Raw genomic sequence first — 25418 nt, forward strand, 5'->3', positions numbered from 1 at the left:
GTTTGAAACCAAAAAACGGAAAAACGGAACGTAGAATTAATAAGTGTACTATGTTGTGTTGTTAGTCGGTTCCGGTTCGGTACGGTAAAGGGGTTAAGAACCGACCCGTTCCCTTTTACCGACCGGGTAACCGGTAACCGGTACCGGGGTTAACGAACCGTTACCCCGGGTAACCGGTACTATTAATTACGTCCCGGACAAGTAGCCTACGTAGGGTTTAGGGTTAAGGTACGGCCGACTAGTACGTACGTTAAGTTAACTACTAAGTAGTAAGTTCGGTTACGGGTTACGGGTTACGTACGTACCTACGCGGACGGTTAAGGTTAAGTAAAACTAAAAGAAGAATTACTTTCTCGTGTTTTTTATGTTTTAAAACGAGGATAACATGCAACAAGAATAATCAATTAGTACATGACAATAAATTTAAAGAAACAAATACCGAACAACGTCCAAGAAAACTAGGATCTTTGATAGATTAATAGGTGAGGATATATCCTCTAAAACCAAAAGAAAGGACAAGTCAATGAAATTTGAGGAGGTATACAAACAAGTTGAAGGGATAGTCAAGCGCTGTTATAAAGATTATTATCTGCACTTATGGGAGTATGCAGATTGGAGGCAGGAAGGAATGTTGGTGTTGTACGAATTATTAAAAAGTCATCCCAACCTACTGGAAGATCATCCACGCCTGTACCGTTACTTCAAGACCAAGTTTCGGAACAGAATTCATGATTTGATTCGCCGACAAGAGAGTCAAAAACGCAAATTGGACAGGCAACCCTATGAAGAGGTCAGCGAGATAGGCCATCGATTAAGAATGAAGGATCTTTATCTAGATGAACTGGTAGCCTTTAGAAGTGCCATGACAGAGTATAGAAGCCGTCTCAGTCCAGAAGAGACAAAACAATACGAGAGGCTGATGGCAGATGAAAGATTCAAAGGACGTAAGGCAATGCTCAAAGATTTGTCCTATCACTTAAGGGATTTCAATCCCCGTTTAGATTAAAAAGAAGGGAGAGGCAATCTCCCTTTCGTTCTGTAATCACGTTTCACGCTCAAAAAAAGACTAAGAAGAGAATCGGAATAAAAAAAGCTAAAAAAAGTTAAAAAAAGTAGTTGACAGGAGAGGTAGTAGATGATATACTAAGATAGTTGTCTCGGAGGGAGGCAAAGACCTTTGAAAACTGAACAAGACGAACCAAGTGCAGGGTGACATAGAGATATGTGACCTGTCAAAGAACGAAAAATAAATCTGTCAGTGGACAGAAATGAGTAAGACTCAAACGCTTAAATGAGAGTTTGATCCTGGCTCAGGACGAACGCTGGCGGCGTGCCTAATACATGCAAGTAGAACGCACAGTTTATACCGTAGCTTGCTACACCATAGACTGTGAGTTGCGAACGGGTGAGTAACGCGTAGGTAACCTGCCTGGTAGCGGGGGATAACTATTGGAAACGATAGCTAATACCGCATAATATTAATTATTGCATGATAATTGATTGAAAGGTGCAAATGCATCACTACCAGATGGACCTGCGTTGTATTAGCTAGTAGGTGAGGTAACGGCTCACCTAGGCGACGATACATAGCCGACCTGAGAGGGTGATCGGCCACACTGGGACTGAGACACGGCCCAGACTCCTACGGGAGGCAGCAGTAGGGAATCTTCGGCAATGGACGAAAGTCTGACCGAGCAACGCCGCGTGAGTGAAGAAGGTTTTCGGATCGTAAAGCTCTGTTGTAAGAGAAGAACGGGTGTGAGAGTGGAAAGTTCACACTGTGACGGTATCTTACCAGAAAGGGACGGCTAACTACGTGCCAGCAGCCGCGGTAATACGTAGGTCCCGAGCGTTGTCCGGATTTATTGGGCGTAAAGCGAGCGCAGGCGGTTAGATAAGTCTGAAGTTAAAGGCTGTGGCTTAACCATAGTACGCTTTGGAAACTGTTTAACTTGAGTGCAGAAGGGGAGAGTGGAATTCCATGTGTAGCGGTGAAATGCGTAGATATATGGAGGAACACCGGTGGCGAAAGCGGCTCTCTGGTCTGTAACTGACGCTGAGGCTCGAAAGCGTGGGGAGCGAACAGGATTAGATACCCTGGTAGTCCACGCCGTAAACGATGAGTGCTAGGTGTTAGGCCCTTTCCGGGGCTTAGTGCCGCAGCTAACGCATTAAGCACTCCGCCTGGGGAGTACGACCGCAAGGTTGAAACTCAAAGGAATTGACGGGGGCCCGCACAAGCGGTGGAGCATGTGGTTTAATTCGAAGCAACGCGAAGAACCTTACCAGGTCTTGACATCCCGATGCCCGCTCTAGAGATAGAGTTTTACTTCGGTACATCGGTGACAGGTGGTGCATGGTTGTCGTCAGCTCGTGTCGTGAGATGTTGGGTTAAGTCCCGCAACGAGCGCAACCCTTATTGTTAGTTGCCATCATTCAGTTGGGCACTCTAGCGAGACTGCCGGTAATAAACCGGAGGAAGGTGGGGATGACGTCAAATCATCATGCCCCTTATGACCTGGGCTACACACGTGCTACAATGGCTGGTACAACGAGTCGCAAGTCGGTGACGGCAAGCTAATCTCTTAAAGCCAGTCTCAGTTCGGATTGTAGGCTGCAACTCGCCTACATGAAGTCGGAATCGCTAGTAATCGCGGATCAGCACGCCGCGGTGAATACGTTCCCGGGCCTTGTACACACCGCCCGTCACACCACGAGAGTTTGTAACACCCGAAGTCGGTGAGGTAACCTTTTAGGAGCCAGCCGCCTAAGGTGGGATAGATGATTGGGGTGAAGTCGTAACAAGGTAGCCGTATCGGAAGGTGCGGCTGGATCACCTCCTTTCTAAGGAAAAACGGAATGCACGATGGAGTCTTGTTTAGTTTTGAGAGGTCTTGTGGGGCCTTAGCTCAGCTGGGAGAGCGCCTGCTTTGCACGCAGGAGGTCAGCGGTTCGATCCCGCTAGGCTCCATTGGAACGGAAGTTCCAAACTAGTCCATTGAAAATTGAATAACTATATCAAATAGTAACAAGAAATAAACCGAAACGCTGTGAATATTAATGAGTTTAAGACTGAAAGGTCAAAAATAAGGTTAAGTTAGTAAGGGCGCACGGTGGATGCCTTGGCACTAGGAGCCGAAGAAGGACGTGACAAACGACGAAATGCCTCGGGGAGCTGTAAGTAAGCGACGATCCGTGGATGTCCGAATGGGGGAACCCAACAGGTAGATGCCTGTTACCCATATCTGTTAAGGATATGAGGAGGAAGACGCAGTGAACTGAAACATCTAAGTAGCTGCAGGAAGAGAAAGCAAAAGCGATTGCCTTAGTAGCGGCGAGCGAAGAGGCAGGAGGGCAAACCGAAGAGTTTACTCTTCGGGGTTGTAGGACTGCAATGTGGACTCAGAATTTATAGAAGAATGACTTGGGAAAGTCAGCCAAAGAGAGTAAGAGCCTCGTATTTTAAATAGATTCTGTACCTAGCAGTATCCTGAGTACGTCGGGACACGAGAAATCCCGTCGGAATCTGGGAGGACCATCTCCCAACCCTAAATACTCCCTAGTGACCGATAGTGAACCAGTACCGTGAGGGAAAGGTGAAAAGCACCCCGGGAGGGGAGTGAAATAGAACCTGAAACCGTGTGCCTACAACAAGTTCGAGCCCGTTAATGGGTGAGAGCGTGCCTTTTGTAGAATGAACCGGCGAGTTACGTTATGATGCGAGGTTAAGTTGAAGAGACGGAGCCGTAGGGAAACCGAGTCTGAATAGGGCGCATTAGTATCATGACGTAGACCCGAAACCATGTGACCTACCCATGAGCAGGTTGAAGGTGCGGTAAAACGCACTGGAGGACCGAACCAGGGCACGTTGAAAAGTGCTTGGATGACTTGTGGGTAGCGGAGAAATTCCAAACGAACTTGGAGATAGCTGGTTCTCTCCGAAATAGCTTTAGGGCTAGCGTCGACATAAAGATTCTTGGAGGTAGAGCACTGTTTGGGTGAGGGGTCCATCCCGGATTACCAATCTCAGATAAACTCCGAATGCCAATGAATTATGGTCGGCAGTCAGACTGCGAGTGCTAAGATCCGTAGTCGAAAGGGAAACAGCCCAGACCACCAGCTAAGGTCCCAAAATAATTGTTAAGTGGAAAAGGATGTGGGGTTGCACAGACAACTAGGATGTTAGCTTAGAAGCAGCTATTCATTCAAAGAGTGCGTAATAGCTCACTAGTCGAGTGACCCTGCGCCGAAAATGTACCGGGGCTAAAACAATTTACCGAAGCTGTGGATCCCTTAGGGGATGGTAGGAGAGCGTTCTATGTGTGGAGAAGGTGTACCGTGAGGAGCGCTGGAACGCATAGAAGTGAGAATGCCGGTATGAGTAGCGAAAGACAGGTGAGAATCCTGTCCACCGTAAGACTAAGGTTTCCAGGGGAAGGCTCGTCCGCCCTGGGTTAGTCGGGACCTAAGGAGAGACCGAAGGGTGTATCCGATGGCCAACAGGTTGATATTCCTGTACTAGAGTATGAAGTGATGGAGGGACGCAGTAGGCTAACTAAAGCAGACGACTGGAAGAGTCTGTCTAAGCAGTGAGGCGTGGTATGAGTCAAATGCTTATACCTATAACGTTGAGCTGTGATGGGGAGCGAAGTTTAGTAGCGAAGTTAGTGATGTCACACTGCCAAGAAAAGCTTCTAGCGATGTATCATACTCTACCCGTACCGCAAACCGACACAGGTAGTCGAGGCGAGTAGCCTCAGGTGAGCGAGAGAACTCTCGTTAAGGAACTCGGCAAAATGACCCCGTAACTTCGGGAGAAGGGGTGCTGATTTAGGTCAGCCGCAGTGAATAGGCCCAAGCAACTGTTTATCAAAAACACAGCTCTCTGCTAAATCGTAAGATGATGTATAGGGGGTGACGCCTGCCCGGTGCTGGAAGGTTAAGAGGAGTGCTTAGCGGTAACGCGAAGGTATGAATTGAAGCCCCAGTAAACGGCGGCCGTAACTATAACGGTCCTAAGGTAGCGAAATTCCTTGTCGGGTAAGTTCCGACCCGCACGAAAGGCGTAATGATTTGGGCACTGTCTCAACGAGAGACTCGGTGAAATTTTAGTACCTGTGAAGATGCAGGTTACCCGCGACAGGACGGAAAGACCCCATGGAGCTTTACTGCAGTTTGATATTGAGTGTCTGTGCCACATGTACAGGATAGGTAGGAGCCTATGAGATCGGGACGCCAGTTTCGATGGAGGCGCTGTTGGGATACTACCCTTGTGTTATGGCCACTCTAACCCGGATAGGTGATCCCTATCGGAGACAGTGTCTGACGGGCAGTTTGACTGGGGCGGTCGCCTCCTAAAAGGTAACGGAGGCGCCCAAAGGTTCCCTCAGACTGGTTGGAAATCAGTCGCAGAGTGTAAAGGTATAAGGGAGCTTGACTGCGAGAGCTACAACTCGAGCAGGGACGAAAGTCGGGCTTAGTGATCCGGTGGTTCCGTATGGAAGGGCCATCGCTCAACGGATAAAAGCTACCCTGGGGATAACAGGCTTATCTCCCCCAAGAGTTCACATCGACGGGGAGGTTTGGCACCTCGATGTCGGCTCGTCGCATCCTGGGGCTGTAGTCGGTCCCAAGGGTTGGGCTGTTCGCCCATTAAAGCGGCACGCGAGCTGGGTTCAGAACGTCGTGAGACAGTTCGGTCCCTATCCGTCGCGGGCGTAGGAAATTTGAGAGGATCTGCTCCTAGTACGAGAGGACCAGAGTGGACTTACCGCTGGTGTACCAGTTGTCTTGCCAAAGGCATCGCTGGGTAGCTATGTAGGGAAGGGATAAACGCTGAAAGCATCTAAGTGTGAAACCCACCTCAAGATGAGATTTCCCATAACGCAAGTTAGTAAGAGCCCTGAGAGAAGATCAGGTTGATAGGTTAGGAGTGGAAGTGTGGTGACACATGGAGCGGACTAATACTAATAGCTCGAGGACTTATCCAATTTTCATTGAGCGCAGCGTTCGCAAAGTCTTGTTAGAAATGAGTAGTTATTCAATTTTGAGTAGATTAGATACTCAATAGTTAAGTGACGATAGCCTAGGAGATACACCTGTACCCATGCCGAACACAGCAGTTAAGCCCTAGAACGCCGGAAGTAGTTGGGGGTTGCCCCCTGTGAGATATGGTAGTCGCTTAGCAAGGATAGGAAGTTAGGATTAACTTCCTTTTTGGGAGTTTAGCTTAGTTGGAATTGAGAGGCATTCGAGATTCCAATCGGCGGATAAGAGAAACGCAGTTTCTCACCGTTGGCTGAGTTAAACGACCTCTTGGGAGTTTAGCTCAGCTGGGAGAGCATCTGCCTTACAAGCAGAGGGTCAGCGGTTCGATCCCGTTAACTCCCATAGGTCCCGTAGTGTAGCGGTTATCACGTCGCCCTGTCACGGCGAAGATCGCGGGTTCGATTCCCGTCGGGACCGTTGGAATCGGAAGAAGATTTCAAAGAAGACTCGTTAGCTCAGTTGGTAGAGCATTTGACTTTTAATCAAAGGGTCACTGGTTCGAGCCCAGTACGGGTCATAAGCGCGGGTTTGGCGGAATTGGCAGACGCACCAGATTTAGGATCTGGCGCTTAACGGCGTGGGGGTTCAAGTCCCTTAACCCGCATAAGAAATAGGCCGGCTTAGCTCAGTTGGTAGAGCATCTGATTTGTAATCAGAGGGTCGCGTGTTCAAGTCATGTAGCCGGCATTAAGAGAGTAGAGGCGTATGCGAACGTAGTTCAGTGGTAGAACACCACCTTGCCAAGGTGGGGGTCGCGGGTTCGAATCCCGTCGTTCGCTTAGAGGCCGGGGTGGCGGAACTGGCAGACGCACAGGACTTAAAATCCTGCGATTGGAAACGATCGTACCGGTTCGATTCCGGTCCTCGGCATATATAATAATGAGCACCCTTAGCTCAACTGGATAGAGTACCTGACTACGAATCAGGCGGTTAGAGGTTCGACTCCTCTAGGGTGCATATAGTGATAGGAGATATTCGATCACGACGGGAAGTAGCTCAGCTTGGTAGAGTACTTGGTTTGGGACCAAGGTGTCGCAGGTTCGAATCCTGTCTTCCCGATTGTATGGCGGTGTAGCTCAGCTGGCTAGAGCGTCCGGTTCATACCCGGGAGGTCGGGGGTTCGATCCCCTTCGCCGCTATAATGATCTTGTTGGACCTTTAGCTCAGCTGGTTAGAGCTCTCGGCTCATAACCGAGTGGTCGTAGGTTCAAGTCCTACAAGGTCCATGTTTTTTTGTATACTGGAGGATTACCCAAGTCCGGCTGAAGGGAACGGTCTTGAAAACCGTCAGGCGTGTAAAAGCGTGCGTGGGTTCGAATCCCACATCCTCCTTTTTGTTGAATAATAGTATCGCGGGATGGAGCAGCTAGGTAGCTCGTCGGGCTCATAACCCGAAGGTCGTAGGTTCAAATCCTGCTCCCGCAATAAGGCTCGGTAGCTCAGTTGGTAGAGCAATGGATTGAAGCTCCATGTGTCGGCGGTTCGATTCCGTCTCGCGCCATATTATTGAATAAGCGGGTGTAGTTTAGTGGTAAAACTACAGCCTTCCAAGCTGTTGTCGCGAGTTCGATTCTCGTCACCCGCTTTGAACGAAAGGTTCATACCAAGTTTGTAATAACTTGGGCGCGTAGCTCAGGTGGTTAGAGCGCACGCCTGATAAGCGTGAGGTCGGTGGTTCGAGTCCACTCGTGCCCATTTTATAGTTGGAGAATTACTCAAGAGGCTGAAGAGGACGGTTTGCTAAATCGTTAGGTCGGGTAACTGGCGCGGGGGTTCGAATCCCCCATTCTCCGTCAATAGGGAGTTTAGCATTTGCTATCTCCTTTTCTTGTATTTTGTTGTGATTTTGTAGGTATTGTGATGAAAAAATTTAAAAAATCAAGATTAATTGTAATGATCATTGTTTTAATTTTAACTGCTTCAGCTTTGTTACTTTCTACCTATTCTACTTGGTTTGTAAATGGGACATCAAATGCTTTAAGCCTTGTTGATAATGTTTTGTCAAAGCCATTCCACTTACTTACTGATGTGAAAAGTGATTTGGAGCATTTGGTTAATACTTATCATGAAAATGAAGAGTTAAAAGCTACTTTAAATGAAATTGATTCAGCGTCAAATGAGGTTTCTGATTTAAAAGAAGAAAATGCCCAACTTCGAGAAATGCTGGATATGAAGAATTCTATTAATAGTAATGTGAAACTATCTGCTGATGTTATTGCTCGCACTCCTGCTTCATGGTCTAATGAGTTGACAGTTAATGTAGGATCAGAAAATAAAGTAGCTTCAACCATGCTTGTTGTTGGCAATGGTGGCTTGATTGGGAGTGTTGATCAAGTGAATGAACATTCTAGTAGAATTAGTCTATTAACGAATAAAAAGAATAGCGAAAATATATCTGTTAGAATACAAAGCGGCTCAAAAACTATTTATGGTATTATTGTAGGGTATAGTGAAAAAAAGTCAGCCTTTATTGTTAGTCAGCTGAATACTTCTGATGAGATTAAAGAGGGATCAAAAGTTGTTACAAGTGGCTTAGGATCTTATCCCGTTGCAAATATTTCTGTTGGGAAAGTATCTTCTGTAGCTTCAAGTAGTGACTATTTGACAAAAGAAGTATATATTAAACCAAGTGCTGATTTTTCTGACATTCGTGTGGTAACTTTGGTGGGGAATTGATATGCGACTTTTTAAACAATATGTGGGAATACCGTTGTTATTGCTTTTTTTAATGTTATTAGATGGCCAGATTTCAACCTTAATTGCTTCCTTTTTACCTATAAGTTTCCATTTAGTTTGCCATTTGGTGTTGATCTTTCTGCTATTTATTTCAGTAGAAGTGTCTGATGTAACAGCATTTACAATATTCTTAGTGATAGGTATTCTTTATGATGCTTACTATTTTCATGTAATTGGAATTGCCACATTATTACTTCCTCTATTGAGTGTATTAGTCAATAAATATAATACAATTATGATGGGCAATAAAATCACTAGATTCTTGTCCGTTTTAATACTGGTATTCTTGTTTGAATTTGTTTCTTTTTTATTAGCTAATCTAGTTTCTTTAACTAGTATGGAAATAAGTAGTTTTATAGTGTATAGTTTAGCTCCGACAATGGTTCTTAATTCCCTGCTTTTACTAATTTTGCAACCAGTTTTGGAAAAAGTTTATTTATGATAAAAAAGAAGAAATAAAAATGTAATAAAGGCGTAACATATTCTACGTCTTTTTCTGTTATACTTATTATTGTCTTATTGGATAGGAGTAGAATTATTTATGAAGAAAAAAATTATCACTTCGATGTTATTAAGTGCTTTGGTTCTTACTCAAGGTGCTAGTCTAGTGAATGTGCATGCCGATACAACAGATGACAAGATCGCTGCACAGAACAATAAAATTAATAGCTTAAATGCTCAACAACAAGCTGCACAAGCTCAAGTTGATCAAATTCAAAGTCAAGTATCAGCAATTAAATCACAACAAGAAAAGCTTCAGGCTGAAAACGAAAAGTTAACAGCAGAATCTGAAAAACTTTCAGCTGAAATCGATGAATTGTCAAAAAACATTGTAGCACGTAATGAGTCATTAGCAAACCAAGCTCGTAGCGCTCAAACAAGTGGAACTGTTACAAGCTATATTAATACGATTGTTAACTCAAGCTCTATCACTGAAGCAATTTCACGTGTGACAGCTATGAATGAAATCATCTCCGCAAACAATAAAATGTTGGAACAACAAAAAGCGGATAAAGAAGCAATTGCTGAGAAACAAATTGCTAATAACGAAGCAATCAACACAGTTATTGCTAACCAACAAACCTTGGCTGATGATGCTCAAGCGTTGTCAACTAAAGAAGCTGAACTGAAGGTTGCACAAATCAATCTTGCAGCTGAAAAAGCAAGTGCCGAAGGTGAGAAAAATTCTCTTTTAGAACAAAAAGCAGCAGCACAAAAAGCAGCTGAAGCAGCGGCAGCAGCTGAAGCTGCTTACCGTTCACAACAAGCTTCTCAACTTCAAGCAATTCAAGCATCTGGTAATACAAACCTCTCAGCACAAATACAAGCTGTTTCTGGAGGTACTCCTGCTGCAGCAGCACCTGCACCAGCAGCGACGGTGTCTAATGTATCTTATTCTTCAGACGCTTCTACTTACCCTGTTGGACAGTGTACTTGGGGAGCTAAAACATTGGCACCTTGGGCTGGTAACTACTGGGGTAATGGTGGTCAATGGGCAGCAAGTGCAGCAGCGGCAGGCTTCCGTGTAGGTTCTCAACCACAAGTTGGAGCGATTGCATGTTGGACTGATGGTGGTTATGGACACGTGGCTGTAGTAACAGCAGTTCAGTCTTCAACTAGCATTCAAGTATCAGAAGCTAACTATCTTGGTCAACAATCAATTGGTAACTACCGTGGTTGGTTTGACCCAACAACTGCACAAGGTACAGTAAGTTACATTTATCCAAATTAATAAATTTAGAAGGTTGGAATTTCCAACCTTTTTATATTTAGCACAAGATTAAGTATTTGTAAGACTATTCAAATATTTTTTGTAAAACGCTTTATTCTAAATTGAAATATTCCTTAAAAAGGGTTAAAATGTAAATGGAATAAATTTTCGGAGGCAAACATGTCATTTTCTGATTTAAAGCTCTTTGCTCTTTCTTCTAACCAAGAGTTGGCCAAGCGGGTAGCCAAAGGGATAGGAATGGAGCTTGGAAAGTCGACGGTACGTCAGTTTTCGGATGGGGAGATTCAAGTAAATATTGAAGAATCAATTCGAGGCAAGCATGTTTTTATTTTGCAGTCTACGAGTTCGCCTGTTAACGATAATTTGATGGAGATTTTGATTATGGTGGATGCACTTAAACGAGCAAGTGCAGAATCTATCAATGTGGTTATGCCTTACTATGGTTATGCTAGACAAGACCGTAAGGCCCGTGCTCGTGAACCAATTACTTCAAAATTAGTAGCAAATATGCTAGAAATTGCTGGTGTTGATCGTTTGCTGACAATTGATTTACATGCTTCACAGATTCAAGGTTTCTTTGACATTCCAGTCGATCATTTAATGGGAGCGCCTCTCATTGCTAATTACTTTGAACGTCGTGGAATGATTGGAAGTGACTATGTTGTTGTGAGCCCTGACCATGGTGGTGTCTCACGTGCTAGAAAATTAGCGGAATTTCTAAAAACACCGATTGCTATTATTGATAAACGTCGTAGTGTAGATAAGATGAACACTAGTGAAGTCATGAATATTATTGGTAATGTTAAGGGCAAAACCTGTATTTTGATCGATGATATGATTGATACTGCAGGAACCATCTGTCACGCAGCAGATGCTTTAGCTGAAGCAGGTGCAGTTGATGTTTATGCTAGTTGTACTCACCCAGTCCTATCTGGTCCTGCAATGGAAAATATTCAGAAATCTGCTATCAAGAAATTAGTTGTTTTGGATACAATTTATCTTCCGCAAGAACGTTTAATAGATAAGATTGAGCAGATTTCTATTGCTGATCTTCTTTCAGAAGCAATTATTCGTATCCATGAAAAACGTCCACTTTCTCCTTTGTTTGAGATTGGAAAAAATTAATATTATAAAAGTGTTACAATGTTACACTTTTCTGAAATGCTTCCCCCTGACCACAAGATAAGGGGGATTTTTTATTGAAACGAAGCCGTTTCTACCATATGATGAATTTCAAAATAATAAAAAAAACTATTGACAAAAATAGGGCAAATATATATAATATAGGTAGTAACTCCGAGTTACGAATAATTTTTTTAAAAAGAAAAAGGAGATAAAACGATGAAAAAAGTTTTATTGTCAAGCGTGGTAGCACTTACATTATTTGCAGCTGCAGCACCAGTTTTCTCTGCTGATGAAGCTACTGATGCAGCTCGTAACAACGACGGCGCATACTACCTTCAAACTCAATTCACAAATGCTGATAAAGTAAACGAATACTTGGCTCAACATGATGGTGAAATCCGTGCAGAAGCTGCTGCAGATCCAGCAGTAGTAGCTGCTAAAGCTGCTCTTGATGCAGTTGAAGGTGGAAGCCACAATTATGGTGAAGTTAAAGCAGCTTATGAAGCAGCATTCAACAACGCTTTCAACGCTGTACGTAACAAATATGTACAACAATTCCAAGCTACATACAACAACGCTACAGAACAAGAAGGCAAAACATACATCCAAGGTGAAACTCCTGAACAAGCTAACGCTCGTTACTTGAAACGTGTTGGTGCAGCTAACAACCAAAACCCAGCTGCAGAAGACAAAGGAGCTACTACTCCTGCTTCTAAAGAAGAAGCTAAAAAATCAGAAGCTGCTGCTAAAAACGCAGGTAAAGCTGCTGGTAAAGCACTTCCAAAAACTTCAGCAGTTAAATAATTCTTTATTGATACTGATGTAAACAATATCACTGGGCCATTGGTTCAGTGATATTTTCTTAGAAAAAATGGGGAATACTTAAATATTATGAGTCAAAATGCAAAAAGACAAACTAAGAAGGCTCCAAATAAGAATTTAAAACTATTTGGTGCTTTATTAGGTATCATTGTTGTTGCTGTTGCAACTGCAATGCTGATTTTTAATCCATTTAAGTCAGCGCCTAAGTCGAATACGACTTCTTCTACTAGTCAAGTAACAAAAAGTTCTACAAAGAATACTTATCAACCAAGCAAGGAAGAAAAAGAGTATTTAGCCAAGCGCTTTGCAGATTTAAAGGCTATTAATAGTGAAGCTATTGCTTATGTTTATGCTCCAGGTACAAAATTAGATGAACCTGTTGTACAGACGAAAGACAATTCTACTTATCTTGATAAAACCTTTGAAGGCGGGAATGAGCCTTACATGGGGACAGTCTTTATGGACACAGATAATAAGAAAGATTTTAGTGATCGCTTGACTTGGCTCTTTGGTCATGCTCGTGGAAGTAAAGTAGCGGACAATCGTATGTTTAACGATGTCAACTTCTATGATAATCAGGAATTTTTCGATCAGCACAAGTATGTTGTTGTTGAAACACCTGAGCGTAAGTTCTACTATGAAGCAATGGGCTTGGTTATTGTACCAGAGGAGACTGCTTTTTATAGAACTAGCTTCGATGGAGATAAGGACTTTACAGATCAGCTGAGCAGTATCTATGAAGCGTCTAGGACAAAGAATAAGGACATTAAGGTAAAAGCAAGCGACAAATATCTTGTGCTATCAACCTGTCGTGAAGAGGATGAGACAATTCGTTCTAACCTCTACTTACGTCAGATTCCAGATTCTGAAATGAGTGATTTCCTTGCGAAACATGGGTCAGAATTGACATATACTCCTACTAGATAGGCTATTAAAGAGGCGGAATTTGTTTTCGCCTTTTTTATATTTTTTAAACATGTTATAATGAAAGCAGAGGTGGACACTATGATTAAAAATTTGGTTTTTGATTTAGGAAATGTTTTGATTGAGTGGAATCCAGATAAGATATTCAGGCATTTTGAAGCGGATGAAATGCGACGACAATCCCTGAGAGAAGCGATTTTTGATTCACACCTATGGCACCAAACGGATTGGGGGTCCTTGTCTTTGTCGGAAGCTTGCAAATTAGCTCAACAGAATCTAGATCCATCTTTTGAAGCTGTAGTTGAAACAATATTTTTTCACTGGTATGAGGCTGTGGATGTCTACCAAAATTTGCAAGAAAAAATAGAGCAATGGTCAAAGTTAGGCTATCATATTTACATTTTATCAACAACCTGTGAGATATTTTATAGGATTGAACAGGCAGGATTATTGCCAATTTTTCCTCTTTTGTCAGGTTATATTCTCTCTTCAGAAGTTAAAGTAGTAAAACCTTACAAAAAAATATACCAGGAACTCCTTGAGAAATATAATCTTAAACCAGAAGAGTCGGTCTTTATGGACGATATTCAGGTCAATCTAGATACGGCAAGGGAAATGGGCTTTGAGACAATATTGGCCAAGAGCGAATTGGAAAATATTGAGGCGCTGGATTGTTTATTAGTTTCTAAGGGGATGTTTGGTTCAGTGGGATTAAGCACAAATCTTGACATAGAGTCCTGATTGCGCTATCATAATATACATATATGGGAGTCTGTGTACAGTCTGAGAGGAAGTGTAAACTTCGACCGCACCTGATCTGGGTAATGCCAGCGTAGGGAAAAGTATTTGTAAAAACCTTGTGGTTTTACTAAAAGTGGCGAGCGATTCGCCTATCTTTAGGATACTGATGCATGCTACACCTTTTCCATATTGGAGAAGGTGTTTTTGTATGAAGTGCAAGGTTTTTATAAAGAGAGCTTGCGATCTCTTTCATTAGGGAAAGAACGGTCTGGTTAGTAAATGGAATCGTATCTGTATGCATCATTCTCAGATAGAGTTTGAATGCAGGGAGGTGAAGAGATGAAAGCGAGCATTGCTTTGCAAATTCTGCCTTTGTCAATTGATAAAGGAAGGTTGGCAGTCATTGAAGACGTGATTGAGTATCTGCAGAAACAGCCCGTGAGGCAGTTGGTAACTCCTTTTGAAACAGTTTTAGAAGGAGAATGGGAAGATTTGTTTCCTATATTGGGAAAGGCAATAGAATTGGCTGGCAGTCAAGCAGATAATGTATTTGCAAATGTTAAGATAAATTATGGAGAGATTTTGTCTATTGATGAGAAACTTGAAAAATATTCTGCGCCAGCAGATTAGTCTTTTAGGGATGGTGGGTTTACTTGCCGTTTGGCAGGTCATGGGCTGGCTCAAGCTCTTGCCTAAGTTTATTCTGCCAACACCTCTGGAAATATGTCAGGCTTTTGTTAGGGATGCAGAATTGTTGGCTATACACAGTTGGGCGACCTTAAAAGTAGCCTTGTTGGGTTTGCTGCTAGGAGTTATTATAGCTTGCTTGCTGGCAGTGCTCATGGATAGTCTGAGCTGGCTCAATGATTTGATTTATCCCATGATGGTTGTGGTGCAGACGATTCCGACCATTGCGTTAGCGCCAATTCTGGTTCTCTGGCTGGGTTATGGGATTTTGCCCAAGATTGTGCTCATTATTCTGACGACAACTTTCCCAATTATTGTCAGTATTCTGGATGGTTTTCGGCATTGCGATAGAGATACCTTGACTCTCTTTGAACTCATGCAGGCCAATCGATGGCAGATTCTTTGGCATTTTAAGATTCCAGCTAGTTTACCTTATTTCTATGCGGGTCTGAGGGTCAGTGTTTCCTATGCTTTTATCACGACCGTAGTTTCCGAATGGCTGGGTGGTTTTGAAGGTCTGGGTGTCTATATGATCCAGTCTAAGAAGCTTTTCCAGTACGACACCATGTTTGCCATTATCGTTTTAGTATCAGTTATCAGTCTTCTGGGTATGAAGCTGGTGGCTATTAGTGAAAAATTTGTCATCAAGTGGAAATAGGGGCTTAGCTCTGCTATTTTCCAAAAAAGAAAAGAGGATTATGATGAAAAAAAGTTGTAAATTGTTCCTTGCAGGTTTGGCTGCAGTATCACTCTTTGGTCTAGCGGCCTGCGGTCAGTCGAAATCTACGTCTGAGAGCAAGGACAAAAAGATTGATTTTATTCTGGATTGGTCACCCAATACCAATCATACAGGGCTTTATGTAGCTAAGGAGAAGGGTTACTTTAAGGAAGCAGGTGTGGATGTTGATATTAAGTTGCCACCAGAAGATAGCACTTCTGACCTGATTATTAATGGCAAGGCTCCTTTTGGAATTTATTTCCAAGATTCTATGGCTAAAAAACTGGATAAGGGCGCAGAAATCACAGCTGTTGCGGCTATTGTAGAACACAATACTTCAGGTATCATTTCTAAGAAATCTGCAGGGATTAATGGTCCCAAGGATCTGGCTGGGAAGAAATATGGCACCTGGAATGACCCTGTGGAGTTGGGCATGCTGAAGACATTGGTAGAAAGCCAAGGTAGCAAGTTTGATGATGTAGAGAAGGTTCCAAATAACGATTCCAACTCTATCACACCAATTGAAAATGGTTTGTTTGATGCGGCATGGATTTATCATGGCTGGGATGGTATCATGGCACAGACTCAGGGCATGGACACTAATTTCTTTTATATGAAGGACTATGTCAAGGAGTTCGACTATTATTCTCCAGTCATCATTGCTAATAATGACTATCTGAAGAAGAATCCGGACGAGGCAAAAAAGGTCTTGCAAGCTATTAAAAAAGGCTACCAATATGCTATGGAGCACCCTGAAGAAGCAGCAGACATTTTAATTAAGAATGCACCAGAGCTAAAAAACAAACGTGACTTTGTCTTGGCTTCTCAGAAATATCTGTCTGAGCAATATGCATCAGATAAGGATAAGTGGGGTCAGTTTGAGGCTAGCCGTTGGAATGCCTTTTACAAATGGGCCAAGGATAACGGTCTTGTAAAAAATGACTTGAGTGACAAGGGATTTAGCAACGATTATATAAAATAATGACAGTAATTAAACTTGAAAATATAAGCTATGCTTATGATGAACAGCAAATTTTAAAAGATATCAACCTAGAGGTGGAAGCTAGCCAAGTAGTGGCAATCTTGGGTCCTAGTGGCGTTGGGAAATCGACTCTTTTTAACCTCATTGCTGGGATTTTGGAGGTCCAGTCGGGCAGGATTGTCCTAGATGGGCAGGAAAATCCTAAGGGTCAGGTGAGTTATATGCTACAGAAGGACTTGTTGCTGGAGCATAAGACGGTGCTGGGTAATGTCATCTTGCCCCTATTAATCCGAAAAGTATCCAAAAAGGAAGCGATGGAGCAGGCAACTCAGATTTTGAAGGAGTTCGGGCTCTTTGATGTGGCAGACAAGTATCCACATGAGCTGAGTGGGGGGATGCGGCAGCGCGTGGCTCTGTTACGGACCTATATGTTCGGCCACAAGCTATTTCTTCTAGACGAGGCTTTTAGTGCTTTGGATGAGCTGACCAAGATGGAGCTGCACGCTTGGTATCTGGACATTCATCGTAGGCTGGGTCTGACGACTCTTCTCATCACGCATAGCATTGAGGAGGCTCTGGCTCTCAGTGATCATATCTATATTCTGAAAAATCGTCCAGGGCAAATCGTTGCGAATCTCCAGCTTATCTGGTCAGACAGCGAGGATAAAGAACTGCAGAAGCTGCGATACAAGCAGGAGATTTTGAAGATTTTGGGAGTGTGAAGTAGCCACCTGAATTCCTTTACTTTCAAGAAACAACCTCAATCAAGCCTTTTGGCTTGATTTTTTGTATGAGGCCCTTTACTTTTGACTTTATTCATGGTACAATAGCCTTTGTGTGAAATAGCAGCAGGAAAGCATGAAGCTCGTCAACAGGTGTCTTATGACAAGTAACCTTGGCTGTTTAGGCGAAGGGCATCTGCACGAATCAGGGCTTTCTAAGTGACTATTTCCACCGAAATATTATTTATATCAGGAGGACATACACATGTCACGTTATACAGGACCATCTTGGAAACAAGCTCGTCGTTTGGGTCTTTCTCTTACTGGTACAGGTAAAGAATTGGCTCGCCGTAACTATGTACCTGGTCAACATGGACCAAACAACCGCAGCAAATTGTCAGAATATGGTTTGCAATTGGCTGAAAAACAAAAACTTCGTTTCACTTACGGTGTAGGTGAAAAACAATTCCGTAACTTGTTCGTTCAAGCTACTAAGATCAAAGAAGGAATTCTTGGTTTTAACTTCATGCTTCTTTTGGAACGTCGTTTGGATAACGTTGTTTACCGTCTTGGTCTTGCGACTACTCGTCGTCAAGCTCGTCAATTCGTAAACCACGGTCACATCCTTGTTGACGGCAAACGCGTTGATATCCCATCATACCGCGTAACTCCAGGTCAAGTGATCTCAGTTCGTGAAAAATCATTGAAAGTGCCTGCAATCCTTGAAGCTGTTGAAGCAACTCTTGGACGTCCAGCATTCGTATCATTTGATGCTGAAAAATTAGAAGGTTCACTGACTCGCTTGCCAGAACGCGATGAAATCAACCCAGAAATCAACGAAGCACTTGTCGTTGAATTCTACAACAAAATGCTTTAATTTTAAGATATATCTTACGAAAAGCCTACTACAGTGGGCTTTTTGTTTTGTCTTAAATCCTTGATTCCTGGGTTTGTTCCCCTTTTTGCTCCCCTTAGAGTGCTTTTAGTGCCGTTTCGTAGAAAGATACGGCTTTTTGGGTTCTCTTTTGAGAGGTATGTATCCATAGTCATGGGTAAGGTGAGGTTACCTATAAATGGATGTTTAAGAAGCATTTCCATTAGCTGATAAATGTGTTAGGAGTCGAGTCATGCCGGAGTGATTTTTAAGAATCTAGTGAGAAAGCCAGCTGTCATCTGACAAAAAGCTCATGACATTTTAAAAAAGAGCAATTAAAAATGAGGAACATCTGAGAAAAAAAGTTTGGCAAGTCGCCAATAGACTATCATTCAGGTAGGTTTTTTTATTATCATAAATTCATCAAGTATAAATGCATATGGAGAAATGGTTTTAATGAAATTTAGGAAACAGCATTACAGAGCACAAGTTGACACTAGGGATTGCGGTGTTGCAGCTCTGGCTATGATTTTTGGTTATTATGGATCGTATTTTTCCTTGGCTACACTACGAGAAAAGGCAAAAACGACTAATGATGGGACAACTGCTTTGGGTTTGGTAAAAGTTGCTGAAGGACTGAACTTTGAGACGCGAGCTTTTAAAGCAGATATGAGCTTATTTGATCTGGAAGAGGTCTCTTATCCTTTTATAGCGCATATCCTTAAGGATGGGAAGCTTCTGCATTATTATGTTGTAACGGGACAAGATAAACACACGATTCATATTGCAGACCCAGATCCTCAAGTTAAGATGACAAAGATTTCGCGAGAGCGTTTCGAACAGGAGTGGACAGGAATTACCATTTTCCTGGCTCCTAGTCCGGCCTATAAGCCTAGTCAGGAAAAGAAAAATGGGCTTTTAGATTTCATTCCCTTATTGATCAAGCAGAAGGGATTGATTGCTAATATTGTACTTGCAACTTTGCTGGTAACGGTAATCAATATTGTTGGATCCTACTACCTTCAATCGATTATTGATACTTATGTGCCTGATCATATGAAAACGACGCTGGGTATGATTTCTATCGGCTTGATTATTGTCTATATTTTGCAGCAATTTTTGTCTTACGCCCAAGAATATTTGCTTTTGGTTTTAGGGCAGCGCCTATCGATTGATGTGATCTTATCCTATATCAAGCATGTTTTTCAGCTACCTATGTCATTTTTTGCGACAAGGCGGACAGGAGAAATCGTCTCTCGTTTTACGGACGCCAATCGGATTATTGATGCCTTGGCCAGTACAATCTTGTCTATTTTCTTGGATGTATCGATTGTGTCGATCATTGCAATTGTTCTTTTTTCACAAAATAGCAGTCTTTTCTTTTTGACCTTGCTAGGAATCCCAGTTTACGCTCTCATTATTTTTCTCTTTATGAAACCTTTTGAAAAGATGAATCATGAGACGATGGAAGCAAACAGTCTGTTGTCGTCTTCCATCATTGAAGATATCAATGGGATTGAAACGATCAAGTCTTTGACCAGCGAAAAACAACGTTATCAGAAGATTGACAAGGAATTTGTGACTTATCTGAAAAAGTCTTTTGCTTACGGGCGTTCTGAGAGCCTACAAAAAGTCTTGAAAGCAGCAGCTCGTTTGATTTTAAACGTCTTGATTTTATGGCTAGGAGCTACACTTGTCATGGATCAAAAAATCAGCCTTGGTCAGCTCATTACTTATAACACACTTCTAGTCTACTTTACTAATCCTTTAGAAAATATTATCAATCTGCAAACGAAGTTACAGTCTGCACGAGTGGCCAATGAGCGTCTCAATGAGGTCTATTTAGTCCAGTCTGAATTTGAAGAAGAGAAGCTTATTAAAGACTTGAGCCACTTTCAGGCTGACATTGATTTTCGTGGAGTCAGTTATAAGTATGGCTATGGGGCCAATGTATTGTCAGAAATTGACTTGCATATTCCTGCTGGAAGTAAGACCAGCTTTGTTGGTGTATCCGGTTCAGGAAAAACAACCTTAGCCAAGATGATGGTGCATTTCTACGCACCAAATCAAGGAGATATTTGTCTGGGTGGAGTCAATCTCAATCAGCTGGATAAGCAGGCACTGCGCCAATATATCAACTATCTTCCCCAGCAACCTTATGTTTTTAATGGAACTATTTTGGAAAATTTACTCTTAGGCGCGCGTGAAGGCACGACTCAAGAAGATATTCTGCGGGCGGTAGAGTTGGCGGAAATTAGGTCGGATATTGAGCAGATGCCCCTCAATTATCAGACAGAGTTGTCTGCAGATGGTGCAGGAATCTCGGGTGGTCAACGTCAGCGTATTGCTCTAGCAAGGGCGCTCTTGACAGATGCGCCAGTGCTTATCTTGGATGAAGCAACAAGTAGTCTGGATATTCTAACGGAGAAGCGGATCATTGATAATCTGATGGCGCTTGATAAGACGATTATTTTTATTGCGCATCGTTTGACTATTGCGGAACGTTCGGAGCAGGTGGTTGTTTTGGATCAAGGTAGGATTGTCGAGAGTGGAAGTCATAAGGAGCTGATCGAAAGAGAAGGCTTTTACCACCATTTGGTCAATAGTTAGGGAGAAAATATGAATGAACAATTTTTAGAAAGTGCAGAGTTTTATCAGAAACGTTATCATAATTTTGCTAGTTGTTTAATTGTGCCAAGTCTTATTTTACTAGTATTTCTAGTTGGCTTTTCCATGCTGGCTAAAAAGGAAATTACGATTTCTAGCCGTGCTTCTGTAGAAGCTAGCCGAGTGCTAGCTCAGATTCAGTCGACTAGTAACCAGCCTATCATTGCGAATCATTTGTCAGAAAACAAGGAGGTCAAAAAAGGGGACCTGCTAATCCAGTATGCAGTAGAAGGAGAGGGGGCTCAGGAACAGAAGTTTTCCAGCCAACTTGACTTACTCAAAGATCAAAAGGGCAAACTAGAAACTTTGCGTTCCAGTTTAGAAAGCGGGCGTAATCAATTCACTGAACCAGATAGTTATGGCTATGAACAAAGCTTTAAAGACTACCAGAATCAAGTAGCGAGTATGACTAGTTCTGTGAATCAGCAAAATGCTACGATTGCTTCACAAAATGCAGCGGCCAGTCAGTCTCAGGCGGAACTGGGCGGTGTTATCAGTGATGTGGATAGCAAACTAAATGACTATCGAAACTTGAAAAATGCCATTCAAAGTGGGGTAGGTATAGATGCATCGCACCCTCTTTACTCCTTGTATCAGTCCTATCGTGATCAGTTGAGTTTGGCAGAGGATAAGACTACAGCTCAAAGTCAGATTGTAGCTCAATTAGATGGGCAAATCTCTCAATTAGAAGCAACAGCTGCGACTTATCGTGTCCAATATGCTGGTGCAGGCGCCCAACAAGCCTATGCTAGCAATTTATCCAGTCAGTTAGCTTCACTGAAAGCCCAGTATCTGGTCAAGGTAGGACAAGAATTGACCACTCTGACTCAGCAAATTTTGGAAGCCGAGAGCAATCTTAAACTTCAAGAAACAGTCTCTAAGCGAGGTCAGATTTTGGCTGAAATGGATGGCTTGCTTCACTTAAATCCAGAAGTACAAGGATCTACTCTGGTGGCAGAAGGAACTGCTTTGGCTCAGATTTACCCCAAAATCACTAATGAAAGAAAAATCAAAATTGTCACATATGTTTCTTCCAAGGATGTATCTACTATTAAAAATGGAGACAAGGTGCGCTTTATTACTGCTGATGACGCTAACAAACAAATGATTTTGACATCCCAAATTTCCAGTATTGACGCCAATGCTACTCAGACCAAGCAAGGAAATTTCTTTAAAGTAGAATGCGAAATGGCTGTTAGTAAAGATCAAGCTAAGAAGCTCCGCTATGGCTTGGAAGGTAAATTCGTCATGGTAACTGGGCAAAAGACTTATTTCAGCTATTATATGGAGAAGTTTTTTAATCTTGGTTGAAGAACGCAGTTTAGTTTATGATAAAAGATGGGCGAAAGCCCTTTTTTGTGCTTAGCTGGATGTTTTACAGTAATATAAAAAAGCCCTCCGAAATAAGGGAGGTGCTAAATGATAGGGTTAATTTGGGTAGATATAGGAAACCGTGCCCTGAGCGATGGTTGGGTCAAACCAGCCACGGAAATTAGCGATATAGCGCTGTCCAGCGTAGTTGGATTCCTGAATTTGGATACGCTTATGTGAATCAACATGCGTGACGACGCCGACATGTCCGTATCCACCATCAGTCCAGCAGGCAATAGCTCCTACCTGAGGTGTGGATCCTACACGGAATCCTGCTCGGCGGGCACTGTCTGCCCAGTCTCCACCATTTCCCCACCAGTTTCCTGCCCAAGGAGCGAGAGCCTTGGCGCCCCATGTACATTCGCCAATAGGGTAGGTGTTACTTGGGTCGCTTGTATGGTTAAGAGGTTTTCTCACAGCTACTGTTGGGCGTGTTACTTGAAAATTAGAGGCCATGACCCCAGTTACTTTCCCACCAGATTGTCGATAGACATGGACATGATAGAGACCGTCACCGATATGATTATTGGCGTTGAAATCTAACGAATAGCGCCCATTACCAAGAGAGTTGGCTGTATACCAGCGGAGGTCGTCTTGGCCATTAGTATCTGACCAGATGGGGAAGAGAATATGGCCGTCACCGAAACTATTTTGTAAGATAACTTGATAGTTTGATTGACCTTTATGGACCACTTGCAGACTCGGAGTTAGTGGTTGGGGTGCTGGCTGAGGAAGATTGACATTTTCAGCGACATAGCCAATTCGGCTACCGTCTTCATAGGTAATATAGACGTGATTGATATAGTTGCCGTAAATCTGCTGGTGATTTCGGATATCGAATTGAACGGAAAAGCTTCCGTTGCCTGTTTTTGAAGCCTCATACCATTTAAGATTGCTTTGATTTGCGGTGCTCCAAATAGGTACCTGTACACTTTTAATTCTCTTGGAATAAGGACTTTCTTGGACCCTTACGGTATAGGTTCCATTTTCCTTATTAATGTTGGTAATACTGATGAGTGGTTTGCTGTCTCTGACAGGTTCTGCCGGTACTCTGGCAGTTGAAGCTTGCAGAGGTTTGTTATTGCTTGGCTTTGCCTGAGGGGGCGTCGCCTTTGGGTCAGCTACTTTTTGAGGAGGAAGAGATTTGTTTCGATCTTCGACTTTTTGATAGGAGTTCCGAGGATTTTCAACTCTATTGGTCGCGGGGGCCGGAGCTGGAGTAGGTGCTGGGTTAGTTGGTTTTGGCTCAGCCGGTGCTTGAGGTGTGGCATTGTTAGACGAAGTGCTATTTTGCTGTTCAGGGACATTTTTTTCGGCTGATTGAACCGGCTTGTTTAGAAAGATCGATTTACTACTCAAGTGGTATTTAACACCATTCACATTGAGATAAGTCTCGATGTGAAATTTGCCCTGGCCCTTGTGCTGAGACAAGTCAATCCTGGCCGTGCCTTGATTAGCTGAATACCAGACAATATCGTCTTGGCCACCCTCCTCAGACCAGACAGCATGTTGGATGGGATAAGCTTCTTGCGCAGCGGTCGGCTGGTACTGAACAATCGCCGTTTGTCCTTCAAGCTGAACGGAAACTTCGCTGGTCATAGCCGTCAGTTGGGATGGGCTAAACTGCTCATTCGCTGCAGCTAAGGGAGCAGATAGTGAGGTCAACAAGGTTGCTGAAAGCAGTAAGAAATTTTTGTATTTTTTCATACATCTCCTTTACAATATTTTTTTTGGAAAACTCCACTTATATTATTCGGGAAATTTATTGGAAAAATCAAAGTTTCGAAATTATAGAGGTTCTTCTAGCATATTTCTTTCGTTTCAAATGGCATAAAACGAACGATTGTGATATAATTTAGATAAATAATTCGTAAAAATGGCAATGATTTTTACGTGATGTGTTAGCTTGGTGCATAAGCACCTATGATATTGGATATTGAGGTATCTTAGCTATGAAGCTTTTGGTTGTTGGTTCAGGCGGTCGTGAGCATTCGATTGCCAAGAAGTTATTGGAGTCTAAGGATGTGGAGCAGGTGTTTGTCGCTCCTGGAAATGATGGCATGACCTTGGATGGGTTGGATTTAGTAAATATTGGAATTTCCGAACATTCTAAACTGATAGAATTTGCCAAGGAGAATGATATTGCTTGGACCTTTATCGGTCCGGATGATGCCCTAGCAGCTGGAATTGTAGATGATTTTAACCAAGCTGGGCTCAAGACTTTTGGTCCATCTCGTTTAGCAGCGGAGCTGGAGTGGTCCAAGGATTTTGCTAAGGAAATCATGGTTAAATACGGTGTGCCGACAGCAGCCTATGGCACATTTTCCGACTTTGAGGAAGCCAAGGCCTATATCGAAAAGCAGGGAGCACCTATCGTGGTCAAGGCGGACGGCTTGGCTCTGGGCAAGGGTGTAGTCGTAGCGGAGACCGTGGAGCAGGCAGTTGAGGCAGCTCACGATATGCTCTTGGACAATAAGTTCGGCGACAGCGGTGCGCGCGTGGTTATCGAAGAGTTCCTGGACGGCGAAGAGTTCTCCCTTTTTGCTTTTGTCAATGGCGACAAGTTTTACATCATGCCGACAGCACAAGACCACAAGCGGGCCTATGATGGGGACAAGGGTCCCAATACAGGAGGTATGGGAGCTTATGCGCCAGTGCCTCACCTGCCACAAAGCGTGGTGGACCAGTCAGTTGAGTCGATTATTAAGCCCGTTCTCAAAGGCATGATAGCTGAGGGACGGCCTTATCTGGGCGTGCTCTACGCTGGGCTAATTCTGACAGCCGATGGCCCTAAGGTTATCGAGTTCAACTCGCGCTTTGGTGACCCAGAAACCCAGATTATCCTGCCACGCTTGACGTCTGACTTTGCGCAGAACATCACGGACATTTTGGACAAGAAGGAGCCTGTTATCACTTGGTTGGATGAAGGCGTGACCCTTGGCGTGGTTGTCGCCTCAGAAGGATACCCGCTGGACTATGAGAAAGGCCTACCTCTGCCAAAGAAGACAGACGGCGACATCATCACCTACTATGCTGGGGCTAAATTTGCGGAAAATAGCAGAGCACTGCTGTCGAATGGTGGCCGAGTGTACATGCTGGTCACCACAGCAGATACCGTCTCAGCTGCGCAGGAAAAAATCTACGACCAACTAAAAAAACAAGATACAACAGGACTTTTTTATAGGCATGATATTGGTGGTAAGGCTTTGTAAATCAAATCTATGAAACTTTTAGCCGTGAGACTTAAAAATAGATTTCAGGTGTTTGAA

At 43.1% G+C, this 25418-nt stretch carries 17 protein-coding genes, 18 tRNA genes, 3 rRNA genes and 1 riboswitch; of the genes, 37 read left to right on the forward strand and 1 reads right to left on the reverse strand.

Annotated features, from left to right (window positions below):
- The first annotated feature begins 523 nt into the window (after positions 1-523).
- The 36 genes from HMPREF0847_RS07060 (at position 524) to comB (ending at position 22089) form a co-directional block, all read left to right on the forward strand.
- Complete coding sequence (locus HMPREF0847_RS07060) at positions 524-1006, forward strand: transcriptional regulator (protein WP_008810085.1); 483 nt, start codon at positions 524-526, stop codon at positions 1004-1006.
- A 281-nt stretch (positions 1007-1287) separates the two neighbouring features.
- Positions 1288-2844 (forward strand): 16S ribosomal RNA (locus HMPREF0847_RS07065).
- A 54-nt stretch (positions 2845-2898) separates the two neighbouring features.
- Positions 2899-2971, forward strand: a tRNA-Ala gene (locus HMPREF0847_RS07070).
- A gap of 119 nt (positions 2972-3090) precedes the next feature.
- Positions 3091-5990 (forward strand): 23S ribosomal RNA (locus tag HMPREF0847_RS07075).
- Between the two features lie 80 nt (positions 5991-6070).
- A 5S ribosomal RNA gene (rrf, locus tag HMPREF0847_RS07080) occupies positions 6071-6186 on the forward strand.
- The 16S, 23S and 5S rRNA genes sit together here with 18 tRNA genes alongside, the layout of an rRNA operon.
- Before the next feature lie 131 nt (positions 6187-6317).
- Positions 6318-6390: transfer RNA gene (locus HMPREF0847_RS07085), tRNA-Val, on the forward strand.
- Between the two features lie 2 nt (positions 6391-6392).
- Positions 6393-6465, forward strand: a tRNA-Asp gene (locus tag HMPREF0847_RS07090).
- Between the two features lie 27 nt (positions 6466-6492).
- Positions 6493-6565: transfer RNA gene (locus HMPREF0847_RS07095), tRNA-Lys, on the forward strand.
- 5 nt (positions 6566-6570) lie between these two features.
- Positions 6571-6652: transfer RNA gene (locus tag HMPREF0847_RS07100), tRNA-Leu, on the forward strand.
- A gap of 10 nt (positions 6653-6662) precedes the next feature.
- Positions 6663-6735 (forward strand) — tRNA-Thr (locus tag HMPREF0847_RS07105).
- 20 nt (positions 6736-6755) lie between these two features.
- Positions 6756-6827, forward strand: a tRNA-Gly gene (locus tag HMPREF0847_RS07110).
- A 5-nt stretch (positions 6828-6832) separates the two neighbouring features.
- Positions 6833-6918 (forward strand) — tRNA-Leu (locus HMPREF0847_RS07115).
- A gap of 13 nt (positions 6919-6931) precedes the next feature.
- Positions 6932-7005 (forward strand) — tRNA-Arg (locus tag HMPREF0847_RS07120).
- A 28-nt stretch (positions 7006-7033) separates the two neighbouring features.
- A tRNA-Pro gene (locus HMPREF0847_RS07125) sits at positions 7034-7107 on the forward strand.
- A 6-nt stretch (positions 7108-7113) separates the two neighbouring features.
- Positions 7114-7187, forward strand: a tRNA-Met gene (locus tag HMPREF0847_RS07130).
- Positions 7188-7200: 13 nt separating this feature from the next.
- Positions 7201-7274, forward strand: a tRNA-Ile gene (locus HMPREF0847_RS07135).
- Between the two features lie 16 nt (positions 7275-7290).
- A tRNA-Ser gene (locus HMPREF0847_RS07140) sits at positions 7291-7380 on the forward strand.
- Positions 7381-7399: 19 nt separating this feature from the next.
- A tRNA-Met gene (locus HMPREF0847_RS07145) sits at positions 7400-7473 on the forward strand.
- Between the two features lie 3 nt (positions 7474-7476).
- Positions 7477-7549, forward strand: a tRNA-Phe gene (locus HMPREF0847_RS07150).
- A 13-nt stretch (positions 7550-7562) separates the two neighbouring features.
- Positions 7563-7633 (forward strand) — tRNA-Gly (locus HMPREF0847_RS07155).
- A 36-nt stretch (positions 7634-7669) separates the two neighbouring features.
- A tRNA-Ile gene (locus HMPREF0847_RS07160) sits at positions 7670-7743 on the forward strand.
- Positions 7744-7753: 10 nt separating this feature from the next.
- Positions 7754-7841 (forward strand) — tRNA-Ser (locus tag HMPREF0847_RS07165).
- 67 nt (positions 7842-7908) lie between these two features.
- Positions 7909-8724 (forward strand): rod shape-determining protein MreC, encoded by an 816-nt coding sequence (gene mreC / locus HMPREF0847_RS07170; protein WP_020992755.1) that lies wholly within the window; start codon positions 7909-7911, stop codon positions 8722-8724.
- Between the two features lies 1 nt (position 8725).
- On the forward strand, positions 8726-9226 hold the full coding sequence (gene mreD, locus HMPREF0847_RS07175) for a rod shape-determining protein MreD (protein WP_008810023.1): 501 nt from the start codon (positions 8726-8728) through the stop codon (positions 9224-9226).
- A gap of 99 nt (positions 9227-9325) precedes the next feature.
- Positions 9326-10516, forward strand: coding sequence for a peptidoglycan hydrolase PcsB (pcsB, locus tag HMPREF0847_RS07180; RefSeq protein WP_008810022.1), 1191 nt, complete (start codon positions 9326-9328; stop codon positions 10514-10516).
- A gap of 159 nt (positions 10517-10675) precedes the next feature.
- Positions 10676-11641 (forward strand): ribose-phosphate diphosphokinase, encoded by a 966-nt coding sequence (locus HMPREF0847_RS07185; RefSeq protein ID WP_008810021.1) that lies wholly within the window; start codon positions 10676-10678, stop codon positions 11639-11641.
- Between the two features lie 216 nt (positions 11642-11857).
- Positions 11858-12445 carry an amylase-binding adhesin AbpA gene (gene abpA, locus HMPREF0847_RS07190; RefSeq protein WP_008810020.1) on the forward strand — a complete coding sequence of 196 codons (588 nt, stop codon included), beginning with the start codon at positions 11858-11860 and terminating at the stop codon, positions 12443-12445.
- Between the two features lie 87 nt (positions 12446-12532).
- Positions 12533-13390 (forward strand): class B sortase, LPKTxAVK-specific, encoded by an 858-nt coding sequence (gene srtB / locus HMPREF0847_RS07195; RefSeq protein ID WP_008810019.1) that lies wholly within the window; start codon positions 12533-12535, stop codon positions 13388-13390.
- Positions 13391-13468: 78 nt separating this feature from the next.
- Entirely contained in the window at positions 13469-14128 is a 660-nt protein-coding gene (locus HMPREF0847_RS07200) for an HAD family hydrolase (RefSeq protein ID WP_008810018.1), read from the forward strand.
- Between the two features lie 13 nt (positions 14129-14141).
- A riboswitch (TPP riboswitch) is annotated at positions 14142-14243 on the forward strand.
- A gap of 224 nt (positions 14244-14467) precedes the next feature.
- Positions 14468-14758, forward strand: a complete 291-nt coding sequence (locus HMPREF0847_RS07205) for a thiamine-binding protein (RefSeq protein ID WP_008810017.1) — start codon at positions 14468-14470, stop codon at positions 14756-14758.
- Positions 14721-15473 carry an ABC transporter permease gene (locus tag HMPREF0847_RS07210; RefSeq protein ID WP_020992756.1) on the forward strand — a complete coding sequence of 251 codons (753 nt, stop codon included), beginning with the start codon at positions 14721-14723 and terminating at the stop codon, positions 15471-15473. The genes HMPREF0847_RS07205 and HMPREF0847_RS07210 overlap by 38 nt, the downstream gene beginning before the upstream one ends.
- A 43-nt stretch (positions 15474-15516) precedes the next feature.
- Positions 15517-16515: an ABC transporter substrate-binding protein gene (locus tag HMPREF0847_RS07215; protein ID WP_012131061.1), complete on the forward strand. Its 999-nt coding sequence runs from the start codon at positions 15517-15519 to the stop codon at positions 16513-16515.
- Positions 16515-17237, forward strand: a complete 723-nt coding sequence (locus tag HMPREF0847_RS07220) for an ABC transporter ATP-binding protein (RefSeq protein ID WP_008810014.1) — start codon at positions 16515-16517, stop codon at positions 17235-17237. Before HMPREF0847_RS07215 ends, HMPREF0847_RS07220 begins: the two co-directional genes overlap by 1 nt.
- Before the next feature lie 265 nt (positions 17238-17502).
- Positions 17503-18114 carry a 30S ribosomal protein S4 gene (rpsD, locus tag HMPREF0847_RS07225; protein ID WP_008810013.1) on the forward strand — a complete coding sequence of 204 codons (612 nt, stop codon included), beginning with the start codon at positions 17503-17505 and terminating at the stop codon, positions 18112-18114.
- A gap of 453 nt (positions 18115-18567) precedes the next feature.
- Positions 18568-20721, forward strand: coding sequence for a peptide cleavage/export ABC transporter ComA (gene comA, locus HMPREF0847_RS07230; RefSeq protein WP_008810012.1), 2154 nt, complete (start codon positions 18568-18570; stop codon positions 20719-20721).
- A 9-nt stretch (positions 20722-20730) separates the two neighbouring features.
- Positions 20731-22089 carry a competence pheromone export protein ComB gene (gene comB, locus HMPREF0847_RS07235; RefSeq protein ID WP_008810011.1) on the forward strand — a complete coding sequence of 453 codons (1359 nt, stop codon included), beginning with the start codon at positions 20731-20733 and terminating at the stop codon, positions 22087-22089.
- Between the two features lie 117 nt (positions 22090-22206).
- On the opposite strand, the gene HMPREF0847_RS07240 is transcribed toward comB, so the two are convergent.
- Positions 22207-23856 carry a GBS Bsp-like repeat-containing protein gene (locus HMPREF0847_RS07240; RefSeq protein WP_008810010.1) on the reverse strand — a complete coding sequence of 550 codons (1650 nt, stop codon included), beginning with the start codon at positions 23854-23856 and terminating at the stop codon, positions 22207-22209.
- Between the two features lie 245 nt (positions 23857-24101).
- On the opposite strand from HMPREF0847_RS07240, the gene purD reads away from it, so the two are divergent.
- Positions 24102-25361, forward strand: a complete 1260-nt coding sequence (gene purD, locus HMPREF0847_RS07245; protein ID WP_008810009.1) for a phosphoribosylamine--glycine ligase — start codon at positions 24102-24104, stop codon at positions 25359-25361.
- Positions 25362-25418: the final 57 nt, after the last annotated feature.

Source organism: Streptococcus sp. 2_1_36FAA, from assembly GCF_000161955.2.
Lineage (GTDB): Bacteria > Bacillota > Bacilli > Lactobacillales > Streptococcaceae > Streptococcus > Streptococcus gordonii.

Bases quoted from the DNA above. Each gene is read 5' to 3' on its own strand.
- HMPREF0847_RS07060 (WP_008810085.1), top strand. From the start codon at position 524: ATGAAATTTGAGGAGGTATACAAACAAGTTGAAGGGATAGTCAAGCGC.
- mreC (WP_020992755.1), top strand. From the start codon at position 7,909: ATGAAAAAATTTAAAAAATCAAGATTAATTGTAATGATCATTGTTTTA.
- mreD (WP_008810023.1), top strand. From the start codon at position 8,726: ATGCGACTTTTTAAACAATATGTGGGAATACCGTTGTTATTGCTTTTT.
- pcsB (WP_008810022.1), top strand. From the start codon at position 9,326: ATGAAGAAAAAAATTATCACTTCGATGTTATTAAGTGCTTTGGTTCTT.
- HMPREF0847_RS07185 (WP_008810021.1), top strand. From the start codon at position 10,676: ATGTCATTTTCTGATTTAAAGCTCTTTGCTCTTTCTTCTAACCAAGAG.
- abpA (WP_008810020.1), top strand. From the start codon at position 11,858: ATGAAAAAAGTTTTATTGTCAAGCGTGGTAGCACTTACATTATTTGCA.
- srtB (WP_008810019.1), top strand. From the start codon at position 12,533: ATGAGTCAAAATGCAAAAAGACAAACTAAGAAGGCTCCAAATAAGAAT.
- HMPREF0847_RS07200 (WP_008810018.1), top strand. From the start codon at position 13,469: ATGATTAAAAATTTGGTTTTTGATTTAGGAAATGTTTTGATTGAGTGG.
- HMPREF0847_RS07205 (WP_008810017.1), top strand. From the start codon at position 14,468: ATGAAAGCGAGCATTGCTTTGCAAATTCTGCCTTTGTCAATTGATAAA.
- HMPREF0847_RS07210 (WP_020992756.1), top strand. From the start codon at position 14,721: ATGAGAAACTTGAAAAATATTCTGCGCCAGCAGATTAGTCTTTTAGGG.
- HMPREF0847_RS07215 (WP_012131061.1), top strand. From the start codon at position 15,517: ATGAAAAAAAGTTGTAAATTGTTCCTTGCAGGTTTGGCTGCAGTATCA.
- HMPREF0847_RS07220 (WP_008810014.1), top strand. From the start codon at position 16,515: ATGACAGTAATTAAACTTGAAAATATAAGCTATGCTTATGATGAACAG.
- rpsD (WP_008810013.1), top strand. From the start codon at position 17,503: ATGTCACGTTATACAGGACCATCTTGGAAACAAGCTCGTCGTTTGGGT.
- comA (WP_008810012.1), top strand. From the start codon at position 18,568: ATGAAATTTAGGAAACAGCATTACAGAGCACAAGTTGACACTAGGGAT.
- comB (WP_008810011.1), top strand. From the start codon at position 20,731: ATGAATGAACAATTTTTAGAAAGTGCAGAGTTTTATCAGAAACGTTAT.
- HMPREF0847_RS07240 (WP_008810010.1), bottom strand. From the start codon at position 23,856: ATGAAAAAATACAAAAATTTCTTACTGCTTTCAGCAACCTTGTTGACC.
- purD (WP_008810009.1), top strand. From the start codon at position 24,102: ATGAAGCTTTTGGTTGTTGGTTCAGGCGGTCGTGAGCATTCGATTGCC.